We start from the raw sequence: 12,476 nt of genomic DNA, 5'->3' as shown, positions 1-12,476 counted from the left end.
TGACGATGAAAAAGATTAAAATAGCATTCTTTATTGGTTTTGCCATATTAAGTTCCTGTAACAGCTATCTTGACGTAGTTCCGGATAATATCGCCACCATCGACTACGCATTCAACTTACGTTCATCCGCCGAGCGGTTTTTGTTTACGTGTTATTCCTATATGCCGGACAATGGGCATTTCAATACCAATCCCGGCTTTTTTACGGCAGATGAGGTATGGAACCCCAATCCATCGATTGATATCAGCCAAGATTTTTACAGTATTGCTTTGGGATTGCAAAACGAGGCTTCGCCATTCGGCGATTATTGGACAGGGGTAAGAAGTGGCAGGCCAATGTTCACCGCTATCCGCGATTGCAACATCTTTCTCGACAACATCCATAAAGTAGAAGAACTGCAGGAGTTTGAACGACAACGCTGGATTGCGGAGGTACAATTTCTCAAGGCATATTATCATTTTATTTTATTCAGGGAATATGGTCCCATACCATTGATAAAGGCGAATCTGCCGATTTCTGCGGGACCGGATGAAGTGCAGGTAAAACGGCAGCCCGTGGATGAGGTCGTTGATTACATTGTCGAATTACTGGATGAGGCGGCCGCGAATGTCAACTTGCCCGATAGGGTATTGGGCACGGAAAATTCAGAATTGGGCAGGGTGACACGCGCGATGGTATTTGCCTTGAAAGCTAAAGTACTGGTCACAGCGGCCAGCCCGCTTTATAATGGCAATTCGGAATATGCTAGTTTTCGCAACAAGGACGGTATCGAATTATTCAATCCCAATCCCGATCCCAGCAAATGGGAGCGGGCGGCACAAGCATGCAAAGAAGCGATTGATTTTTGCCACGCCAATAATTTTGCTTTACATACCTTCTTCGGCAACCCGGGGTACGTAATTAACGACACGATCCAGGTCGAGCTGGATTACCGTACGGCGCTGACTACCAAGGAAAACAGCACGGAAGTGATCTGGGCCAATACGAATAGCCGTGCCACGGATATGCAGCGGTGGGCGATGCCGCTGATTGCTGCGGGCATTAGCGGATCAGGGCCAAAAGGAATTCTCGCGCCCACGTTGAAGGCTGTGGAACGTTACTATTCTGCAAACGGTGTACCCATCACGGAAGATAAGACCTGGGATTACAGCGACAAAAACGGGCTTCGGGCAGCTACAGCTGACGAGCGGTTTTACGTAAAAGAGGGCGAGCAAACCGTGAAACTGCATTTTAGCCGCGAACCCCGGTTTTACGCAAGCGTGTCGTTTGACCGCGGAATATGGTTTGGCAACTGGGTAAACAACTACAATGTAAACAGTCTGTTCGCTGTGCAGATCCGGGCTGGAGAAATCGCCGCAAGGCAAGGAATCAGCAACTTTTCCATCACCGGCTACGGCATTAAGAAATTGGTCAATATTGAGACCGTAGCGGCGGCGGATGGCAACGTAACGGGAGGAAACCAATCACCATACCCCTGGCCTGAATTTCGGCTCGCCGATTTATATCTACTCTATGCAGAAGCGTTGAATGAAATCAGCGGATACAGCGAGGAAGCCACGCATTGGATTAATTTGGTACGTACGCGGGCCGGACTGCCATCGGTTGAATATTCATGGACGAATTTTTCCATTAACCCAGCCAAATTCCAGAATAAAGAGGGCCTTAGGGAAATTATCCAACAAGAACGAGCCATTGAACTTGCTTTTGAAGGACATCGGTATTGGGATTTAAAACGCTGGAAAACGGCACATATAGAACTTAATCGCCCGATAAAAGGGTGGGATATCACCCAAAAGGATGCGGTATCCTACTACCGGGAAGTGCTGTTGTTTAACCAAAAATTCACAATGCGCGAATATTTGTCGCCCATCCCACTTTCCGAAATGCAGATCAACAAAAATCTGGTGCAAAATCCTGGATGGTAATAGAAACGATGTTTTATCTGATTATGAAATAGTTATAAAGGATGAAGATAATATTGAAAATATTCACGGCTGCCTTGTTGGTAGTAAGCGTGATCCAATCCTGCAAGGAAGAGACGAATGAAATCCTTCACGATGATAGTGCCGCACCCGGCCCAATCAGTGACCCAGTGGCCGAAGCCATTCCCGGAGGCGCCATTATTCGATATGGTTTGCCTGCGGATGAAAACCTGCTGTATGTGAAGGCGGTATACGAACGCGGCGGCAAGGAAGTGGTGTCAAAATCGTCATTGTACAACGATCAAGTGCTTGTAGAAGGTTTAGGCGACACGCAGGAAAGAGAAGTGACCCTGTATGCGGTAAGCCGTTCGGAAGTGGAATCGACACCCGTGATGATTCGAATTACACCCCTCACGCCGACGATTGAAGATGTATTGGAGTCTCTTGACATCGTCGAGTCGTTTGGTGGCATGCGCGTGACATTTGAGAATAAGGCGTCCACACCGGAAACTCCTAGTAACATTGTCATTGGCGTAGTTCGTTGGAATGATGAATTGAAAGAATGGGAAGACATTGATGCGCACTATACCGGATTGGCGCAAGGGGATTTTTCGGTAAGGGGCCTCGACGCAGTAAAAGGGACGTTCGGTTTCTATGTGAAAGATGTATGGGACAACCAATCGGATACCATCTCGACGGAGCTCACGCCTATTTATGAAGAAGAATTAATTGGAACCACCTTTCGGGATATGCGTTCGGGTAGCCCGCAATACCCCATTCCGCAAATTCCACCGCTGCCGGCTTCCGGCGAGCCGATTAAGCATCCTGGCAATTTGGGTTCATGGCCGTGGGCAAGGCTTTGGGATGGCGAACTGGGCAATACAGGCTTCCACACGACAGAGCGGATGGATGTGCCCATTTGGATACCGATTGATATGCGGGTTAAAGTAAAATTAAGCCGATATAGGATTTGGCAGCGCAATAGCAATGGGGGTTACCTTTATTCACACGGCAATCCGCATGAATGGGAAATCTGGGGAACCAATACACCGGAAGACGTGGACAGCTGGGAGCGATTGGATCACCGGGTGATGGAAAAGCCATCAGGATTGCCCTTGGGCCAATTGTCCAACGATGACCTCGCCATTGCCGAAGCCGGCCATGAATATGAGTTTTCAATTGATGCACCGCCTGTCAGGTACATTGCTTGGAAGCATATCGACAGCTGGGCATCCATCGAAGGGGCAACAGGTTTTCTCCACATGGCTGAAATGAAAATCTGGGGCCAGATACAGGAATAAACACTATAAAGTCTTGAAAATGATGAATGTGAAAAAACATATCGGTTGCGGCTTGGCAATTGCATGCCTGGCTGGAATGCTGGTTTCCTGTGAGAAGCAGAATTCTTCTTATGCTGATTTTTTGGAAGATGGAGAAAAAATTTATTCGGGTAGACCGGACTCGCTTCAGACCTTCGCTGGTAACGGACGAATCAAGGTATCATGGGACTTGGTTTCGGACCCTAAAATCACAAAATGCAGGGTATTCTGGAATAATCGAGCGGATTCCGTTGAGGTGCCAATAGCGGATCTGAACGGAAGAAAGCAATTTGAGGCCGTTATTGACGGGCTCTCGGAAGGCACCTACACATTTGAAGTTTTTTCGTATGATGACCGGGGCAATACCTCGATACGAGCCGAAGTGATTGGTAATGTATATGGACCTACGTTTGCGGAGACGCTGCTCAACCGACCCCTCGATTCCGCAACATACACTCCCGAAACGGGGAACCTAGGTATTGCCTGGTTTGGTGCGAATACACAGGTTGCAGTGGTGGAAATCATCAGTACGGATGTTGACGGTGAAGAAATAGAAACAATCATTTACCAGGTACCTAACCCGATTAATCCGAGCAGACCGCCGATCTGGGCGGGCTCTGATACGATAGCGAATTACAAAGAGGGGACATCCTTTAAATATCGAACAGGATATGTACCCGAAGTTACGGCTATTGACACGTTTTATACCGACTATACGGTTATATCTGCCGATGACATTACGATTCCTCCGCTACCTCCTCCTGCCGTTGTGATTAAGGAGGGAAGTCTCCTGATCAAAACGAAGGAGCTGTATCTTGTCGATGGGGTCAACCGCGAGCATCTTATTATGGAGCCGGGTATCCGCGTAGCTGATTTGCAGCATGAGGTAGTTAGCGGTAATGCATATACATTTGCTTCAAGCGTTTATCAGCCGGATGACTTGGCGGTTCCGCGTAGTGACGATGCGTTAATCCGTGACGGAGATATTATTGTATTTTATTATCCCGATGATGAGGAGAATAAGGTTGAGGTAACTGCATCGGTGTACTCAGCATTTAAATTCGCATCTCGAAGCGAGGCCGGAGTCAACTCGCTTAATGCAAATGTGAGTTTTTCGGCAAGCTCGGGTGCTTCCGTGTCTAATGATGTCGCCTATACTGGTTCACCCCAATTTGCATACCTTCAAACGGCTAATAATGCATCCGCGGCGGGAGAATGGGTAGCCATCACATCAAATGTTCCAGTAGCGGGCAATTACAAAGTTGACGTCGTCTCGAAAACAGGGACAAGGGGTAATGCGGATATATATTTGGGTTCGATTGCCCCTTCAAATAAAATTGGAGAGACCTTGATTACGGGCGCTGCGAGCAATCCGCCGTATTTAGCGAATCTGATCGTTGACGATGATCCCACAGCAGGTCATAAGTTCGCTATTAATACGATAGATATGATCAATCTAACGCAAGGAGATAACCAATTCTTCTTTTCCATTTTAGCAAACGGAAGCGCTCATCAAATTGTCTTGGAATCCATACAGCTGAGGCTGGTAGATTAAGCGGGCCACAAATGATATACGTATTAGTTATAATCGCCCTGATAAGCATGTCTCCAGAAAATTACTTTCCACCCGTTTGGGATCTGGACGACTATGCAACGGTGGTACATTTGGACGCCGATGGGCCGGGTAACACCTATGAACTGTTAGGAAGTGTATTGGGGGGATCACCGGTGGAAACGCCGGACTGCGGTCACGGTGATTTTGGCAGGCACATCACCGAAGAGTTCAACGATGAGCTGAATAAGCACGTCTTCGCATTTTTTGCCCATGTGGTATTCGACGACGACAGGTGTGGTGCCACCGATCGCCAGCGTACGGAAATAAAGACGTATAGCCCTTCTCCCGACGATGTAAAGGCATTTGACGGCGACGAAATGATTTTTAAATGGAAATTTAAGCTCGCGGACGGTTTCCAGCCGTCTGCTGCTTTTACCCACATTCATCAGATCAAAGCGGGCGACGGCACCAATAATGGTTCGCCGTTAATCACGATTACCCCTCGATATGGTAATCCGGATAAATTGGAAATCATCCATACCGGTAATACGAGGGCAACTTCGTTAAACAAAGCCCGAATGGTTAACCTCGAAGCATTTAAAGGGATTTGGGTAGAAGCGGTGGAAAAGGTGAAATTCGGCACCCATGGCAGGTATGCGCTGGAGCTGAGGAAAGTGAGTGATGGTACCGTGCTGCTGTCGTATGAAAACAATGACATCGATCTCTGGCGTTCGGGCGCTACTTTTATCCGGCCCAAATGGGGGATTTACCGCAGCCTGAACAATAGGGAAAGACTGAGGGATGAAAAGGTACTATTTGCCGATTTTGTAATCGGCAAGAAATAAAACCAATGCCATGGCGACAAAAAAATGCACATGTGCTCAAAACGCTTATTAGTTGGCCAATTTTAGAAACTACATCAATCCAAAAAATGGCGTTATTGACATGCATTAGTTAAACTGCGAAATTATGAAGAAAGGGAATGGGATTTTTTTGTTCAGGCGAAAGTATGGGGTTCTTTTAGCAGGGTTACTGCTCTGCGCTAAGCTATTTGCTATACCTGCCTATCCGGCGGCGGGTACCAATGGCCTGACACAGGATGAAATAGCGGTGTCGGGGACGGTGTCCGCCGATGAGGGGGTGCCCTTAGCTGGAGTCAGCGTGGCGGTTGAGGGACGAGGCGGCGGCACGGTAACCGATGGGGACGGCAACTTTAAATTGAAGGCGCCAGCTAAGGCTGTGTTGGTTTTTACCTTCGTGGGTTATAAGACGAAGCGTGTACCGGTTACGTCGGCAATGCGGGTGAGTATGGAGCCGGACGAGACGGCTTTGGATGAAGTGGTGGTGGTCGGTTATGGTACGCAAAAGAAAACAACCATGACCGGAGCGGTGGGGACCATTGCGTCAGCTGATGTAATCTCCCGTCAAGCGCCCAGTACGGTTTCGCTGCTTCAGGGCCGCACACCGGGGCTTCAAATCAAACAAAACTCGGCTTTACCTGGTTCGGAAAGCAACCAGATACGGATCAGGGGACAGGGTACGTTTAGTTCGGCAGGCAGCAACCCGCTGATCCTGATCGATGGCATCGAGGGGAGTCTCGATATGCTAAACCCCAATGTAATCGAAGAGATTTCGGTGTTGAAAGACGCCTCTTCTGCCGCTATCTACGGATCCAGGGCTGCCAACGGTGTTATTCTGGTGACCACCAAAAAAGGAAAAGAAGGGCGTATGTCCGTTGAATATAACTATAGCTTTTCCACGCAGAATCCCTCCGTGAAAACGGAGCGGATTACCGATCCGTTGGAATACATGCAATTAGTCAATAAAGCCATTGACTACTCAGGGCTCCAACCGCAGTGGCGTTATACGGAAGAAGAAATGGATCTTTATCGTACGGGCGACATTCCAACAGCCGATTGGACCGAGTGGCTCATACGGGAGGCACCCCTCCAAAAGCATTTTTTGACGATAAACGGGGGGAAAGACGGTACTACGTTTAACGCAGGTCTGGGTATACTGGACGAAACAGGTATCCTATTGGGTACAGATTATTCCCGCTACGATGCCCAGTTTAATTTTAAGACCAACCTGGGAGGGAGAGTCACCTTTGGTAGCAACCTTTCCGTAGCACGGGATAAACGGCACGATACGGCTTTCCAGACAGGAAGTACGCCATCGGCGCTGCTTACCTCAAATGGATCGGAAGACCAAATGTTGGCTGCTTACGCGGCGCCGCCGCTTAGTACGCCTGTACTGCCCGATGGAAGCGGACGCTTCACGGGGCTGGTACTGGACAATAAAGGCGGCAACAAAAATCCCATTGCCATCGCCAACGGCGGCGGCGGTAAGGAACTGGTCAGTTCGTATCTATTGTTCAGCCCTTATTTAAACATCAAGATTCTCGATGAATTATCTGCTGAGATAAAAGGAGCAATTCGTTTTGACGAAGAAATGGGTAAGGCTTTTGTCGCGGTGGCCGAGACGTATGAATTTTTTGCCCCTCATAACCTGAGTGGCACCACAGCTCCCTCGAATTCGCTGTTTCAGCGCAATACGCGTGAAAATCAGTATACGTTGTATGGTACGCTGAACTACACGAAAACATTTGCCGATTCGCATAATTTCAGCGCGTTATTGGGTTACCAACAGGAGAGTTACCGCAATGATCAGTTGGATGCCTACCGTACCAATCTGCTATCAAAGGAGTTATGGGAAATTGACGCCGGTCCGCCGGCTGTTCAAAACAATGGGGGCACCGCATACGAATGGGCGTTAATTTCGGTATTCGGAAGGTTAAATTACGATTATAAGGGAAAATATCTCATTGAGGCCAGTTTTCGCGATGATGCATCGTCACGCTTTCCTCAAGGCAGCCAATGGGCATTTTTTCCGTCCGTGTCTGTAGGATGGCGGCTATCAGAAGAATCATTTCTCGATGAGGCGGCTTGGATCAATGAGTTAAAACTCCGCGGGTCCTGGGGGCAGCTCGGTAATCAGAATATTGGTAACTATCCTTACCAAAGCAGCTTATCCAATACAAGCTATAATTTTGGAGGCACGCTGGTCCAAGGAATCACGTTGCGCGATCTGGTCAATTCCAATATCCGTTGGGAAACCACAACGGTTACCGATATCGGGCTGGACTTTTCGTTGTTGAATAACAGACTGAACGGTTCGGTAGACTGGTATAAAAAGAGAACCAAAGATATCTTAAGGGACCTGCAAGTACCACAGCATATTGGTATTGGGGCTCCTACCATCAATGATGGTATATTGGATAACATGGGATGGGAGTTTACCTTAGGCTTCCGGGACCGCGTGGGTGATTTTGGTTATGGTATCAGCGCAAACCTGGAAACCTACCGGAATGAGCTCGTTAAATTTGGCGCACGGGAAATCAGTGGTGTGAACCTGCGGGAGGAAGGCCTGCCCTATAACCAATATTATTTGCTGATCAATGACGGGGTCTACCAAAATCAGGCTGAAATTGATAACGGTCCCATTCCTGCCTATGCGGGCAGCCTGGAGCCCAAGCCGGGCTCGCTACGTTTCCGTGATATCAGTGGGCCTGACGGCGTGCCCGATGGTCAGGTCGATTTGCAATATGACCGGGTACCCATGGATGGGGTTTTCCCTAAATTCAATTACGGCTTCAACTTGACCGCCGATTATAAGTCGTTTGATTTGACGGTGTTTATCCAAGGTGTCGGGGGCAGCAAAACCTATGTCACCGGATGGGGCGTGGCTCCTTTTCAACAGGCTGCCGCTCCGCCGGTTTGGTGGAGGGACGCGTGGGATGGCGAGGGGACATCGAATACGATACCTCATATCTTTATCGATGGGTGGGCACCCAACAATCCCGTTTCCACCTTTTGGCTGGGCAATTCATCCTACCTCCGTATCAAGAATCTGCAATTGGGCTATACGCTTCCGACGCGATGGACCAGCCAAGTCAAGCTCCAGCATTTCCGTGTTTACGCGTCGGCCGACAATTTATATACGCACACGAAGTTTTTTCAGGGACTGGATCCGGAACGCACGGCCTCTGGGTCCGCCCGGGCGGCTATTTATCCGCAGGCGACGTTGTATTCATTCGGTGTCAGGGCAATCTTTTAACTTTATTTAGCGATGAAAAAGTATAGCAAATTGATCAGCCTATTTTTGGGGGTTTGTTTTTTGTTTGTTGGATGTGAGGATTTTTTGGACAGGCAGCCCTTGGCACAGTTGAGTACGGCTACGTTTTGGAAAACTGAAAGCGATGTGCAGGCGGCACTTGCAGCGACTTATGCCACGTACCGGACTAACGTCGCAGGGTCTGTTCCGGGGTCTAACGGGGTGTCGTTTGTCATCGAATGTCTTTCGGACAATGCGATCTCCGAATCCGGTTATTTCGGGATCCAGGGCATCATGCATGGGGGAATTCATGCGGGCACCGGTGGGGCTGTCGCCGATTTTTGGGAATTGTGCTTCGAGGGAATAGCCAACTGCAATTATTTTCTTGACAATATCGATCTGGCCAAAGATTTTCTGAGCGAAGAGAATTATAACAAGTATAAAGGCGAAGTTTTATTTAACCGCTGTTATTATTACAATGAACTCATCCAGCTGTATGGAGATGTCCCGCTGTTGCTGAGTGCGCAGACAATCGACAGTGTCAATGTTTTTAAGAACATGCCCCGGGTATCGAAGAGCCAGGTTGCTGATCGTTTGGTACAAGATATAGATGCGGCCATCGACCTTTTGCCTAACATCGCCTTTACTGATGGCCACGCGGTCAAAGGTAGTGCGGTCATGCTAAAAGTACGGATACTGATGAATAACGAGCGCTGGCAGGAAGCTGCCGATGCGGCGTGGAGCTTAATCGGCGATCCGGCCAATCCGTTCAGTCTCCACCCTAATTATTCCGGTATTTTCTTTGGAGAGCAAGACGATAATCCCGAGATCATGTTTTCCGTGCAGTACCAGGCACCGTCGGATGCCCACCAATTGGATCAGTATATCGGCAGCCGGATGTCTTTTTTCCCGACAACACAGCTGCGCGATGCTTATGAGACCAATCCATTGACTGGCGAGAAAGACCCCCGGCTGAAAATGACTATTTTCCAAGTGGGCGACCCGTGGATTATGCATCCGTCGGGTAAGTTTCCGGCTTTCGGTGAAGACGCCGGTCGGACATCGGAAGGCAATGTCAATTTTACCAATATGGCATTCAAAAAATGGGTGAACCCGGCGCTAATAGAGGCCCGTGACAATGACAGTGACAATGACATCGTGAAAATGCGTTACGCGGAACTGTTGCTTTCTTATGCCGAAGCCATGTTTGAAAGCGGGCAGGGAACCGATCCCCGGGCATTGAAAGCGCTGAACGACATACGCGCACGTTCCGGTGTGGAAATGCCTCCGGTTGCCGTGTTGACGCGGGACAATATCCGCAATGAGCGGCGTGTGGAACTGGCCTTTGAAGGGTTGCGTTTCAATGATTTGAAACGCTGGAAAATTGCAGAGGAAATTATTCCTGCCATTCCAGGCAACGGTGCCGATGTCAAACGGGTGTTCGATGGCTACCTATGGCCTATCCCTCAATCCCAAATGGATATTATGGAGGGAGTGTGGGAGCAGAATGATGGCTACTAATGGTCCAAATGAAACCGATGAGCAATTTAAAATTGATATCCGTTCTTATCGCCACAACCGTCGTTACGCTGGCGAGGGCGCAGCCTGTCACGGTCAGTAGCCCGGATACGGCCGTGGTGCTACAGGTGATGAACCGTAATGGACAGCTTACGTATGCCGTCAACTATAAAGGGCTGCCAGTGATCGAACCGTCAACGATGGGTATGATCGTTGACGGAGCGGATTTGGGACAGGATGTCCGTCTAGGAGACGTAACGCGATACACGGGCGAAAGGACGTATCCGATGCGCGGTAAACACGCGGTGGCAAAAGACAGTCATCACGGAGCGCGCATAGCTGTCAGCGGGCAATCCGCTTATGCATCCGCTTACCTCCTTGATGTACGGGTATTCAATGACGGGGTAGCTTTCCGGTACATCCTGCCGGGGGCAGGTGAACGGCACCTTACCGCTGAATCAACTTCCTTTTCCATACCGGAAGGCAGTACCGTGTGGCATCATGGTATCACGGATATGCATTACGAAGAGAAACACCGGAAAGGCGATGTTTCGGGCGTTGTGAGGGGAACCTGGGTGGCCCCGCCAATGACGATACAGTTGCCGGATGGTCGGGGTTATGCCGCCATTACCGAGTCGGGCATCATCAGGGCGTCGGGAGAGAACTTCCCCGGAATGGCCCTGAAGGCGGCAGGGGGGCGGGTGTTCAGGGCGAGTTTGGGCCATGAGCATCCGGCGAACTATCCGTACGTCCTGCGTTATGGAGAGGCCGACCATCAACGGTTAACGGCGCCGCCGGTGTTGCACGATACAATTGAAACACCCTGGCGGATCATCATGATCGGACAGGGCCTGAACGTGCTTTTTAACAACGATATTGTGCAGCATGTAGCACCCGAACCTGACCCAGCGGTTTTTCCGAACGGTTTTTCCGAAACCTGGATGAAGCCGGGCCGCGCGGTTTGGGGCTACCTGACGGACGAACCCAGAACCCTGGCCGGCATGAAAGAATTGTCAAGACTGGCCGGTGAGCTTGGTTTCGAATACCATGTAGTGGAGGGCCATTGGCAGCGGTGGACGGTTGCGGAGCGGAAAGAACTGGTCGATTATTCCAATCAACTCGGAGTGAAACTACTGTTCTGGAAACATTCTAAGGATCTCAGGGATGCGGAAGCTCGACACGAATTTTTCAAGCACCTTCACGAACTAGGCGTGGCCGGAGCCAAGATTGATTTTTTTGATCACGAGGCCAAGGAAATCATTGACCTGTACGCCGCTTGTCTGAAAGAGGCTGCCGCCTATAAACTCATTCTTGATTTTCACGGAGCATACAAGCCTGCGGGCGAATCGAAGACATGGCCAAATGAAATGGCACGCGAAGCCGTTTTGGGCTTTGAAATGCGTGGCCCTTGGTCGGTACACAACACCACTCTTCCGTTTACACGGATGCTTGCCGGCCATGCCGACTATACGCCACTTCACTTTGGAGATCGCCGTGCAGAGACTTCCGAAGCGCATCAGGTTGCCAGCGCGATCGTTTTGCAGGCGCCATTATTGATTTATGCGGCACACCCGCAACAACTTATCGATCACCCGGCAGCTGCCCTCATCAAACAGATTCCATCGGTATGGGATGAAACCCTCGTGTTGCCGGGCAGCGAAATCGGTGAGGTATCTGCATTTGCCAGAAGAAGCGGTGACAAGTGGTTTATCTCGGTGATGAATGGAGAACGAGCCCGTTTTCTAAAGATAGACCTTTCCTTTCTTGGTCGTGGTGAGCATCAAGCTGTATTGCTGCGTGATGAAAAGCCCGGTTCGGCAACGGTATCATTGGTACGCAAGCGCCAGACTTTCGGTGGTCAGCAAGGAGTGGATATCGATAAGGCTACCGTGGCAGCAAATGAATCGCTGTTTGTCGAATTGATCCCAGGCGGCGGGTTTGTCGCCATCATTGAATAAGACGGGTTAACTCGCCAATTGGCCCGCGAAAACCCTTAAGGACGTAATATGTACGATTTTATATGTTATACAACCATCGCCTGTTGGTTAA

The 12,476-nt window shown here is 49.5% G+C and carries 7 protein-coding genes; all 7 read left to right on the top strand.

Annotated elements, in window-relative coordinates:
• Positions 1–5: 5 nt before the first annotated feature.
• Entirely contained in the window at positions 6–1,925 is a 1,920-nt protein-coding gene (locus tag ACMGDE_RS18760; protein WP_436834368.1) for a RagB/SusD family nutrient uptake outer membrane protein, read from the top strand.
• Positions 1,926–1,966: 41 nt separating this feature from the next.
• Positions 1,967–3,223, top strand: coding sequence for a DUF5000 domain-containing lipoprotein (locus ACMGDE_RS18755; RefSeq protein WP_436834367.1), 1,257 nt, complete (start codon positions 1,967–1,969; stop codon positions 3,221–3,223).
• A 19-nt stretch (positions 3,224–3,242) separates the two neighbouring features.
• Positions 3,243–4,796: a DUF4998 domain-containing protein gene (locus ACMGDE_RS18750; RefSeq protein WP_436834366.1), complete on the top strand. Its 1,554-nt coding sequence runs from the start codon at positions 3,243–3,245 to the stop codon at positions 4,794–4,796.
• A gap of 47 nt (positions 4,797–4,843) precedes the next feature.
• A complete protein-coding gene (locus ACMGDE_RS18745) occupies positions 4,844–5,641 on the top strand; it encodes a heparin lyase I family protein (protein WP_436834365.1) in 798 nt (265 codons plus the stop codon).
• Positions 5,642–5,765: 124 nt separating this feature from the next.
• Positions 5,766–8,912 (top strand): SusC/RagA family TonB-linked outer membrane protein, encoded by a 3,147-nt coding sequence (locus tag ACMGDE_RS18740; RefSeq protein ID WP_436834364.1) that lies wholly within the window; start codon positions 5,766–5,768, stop codon positions 8,910–8,912.
• 12 nt (positions 8,913–8,924) lie between these two features.
• Positions 8,925–10,430 carry a RagB/SusD family nutrient uptake outer membrane protein gene (locus ACMGDE_RS18735; RefSeq protein WP_436834363.1) on the top strand — a complete coding sequence of 502 codons (1,506 nt, stop codon included), beginning with the start codon at positions 8,925–8,927 and terminating at the stop codon, positions 10,428–10,430.
• A 17-nt stretch (positions 10,431–10,447) separates the two neighbouring features.
• Positions 10,448–12,385 (top strand): glycoside hydrolase family 97 protein, encoded by a 1,938-nt coding sequence (locus tag ACMGDE_RS18730; RefSeq protein ID WP_436834362.1) that lies wholly within the window; start codon positions 10,448–10,450, stop codon positions 12,383–12,385.
• Positions 12,386–12,476 lie beyond the last annotated feature (91 nt).

Origin of the sequence: Parapedobacter brassicae (assembly GCF_051400755.1) — a bacterium.
Lineage (GTDB): Bacteria > Bacteroidota > Bacteroidia > Sphingobacteriales > Sphingobacteriaceae > Parapedobacter.
The sequence above is the reverse complement of the archived record's forward strand: the minus strand, read 5'-3'. Positions and strand labels throughout refer to the sequence as shown.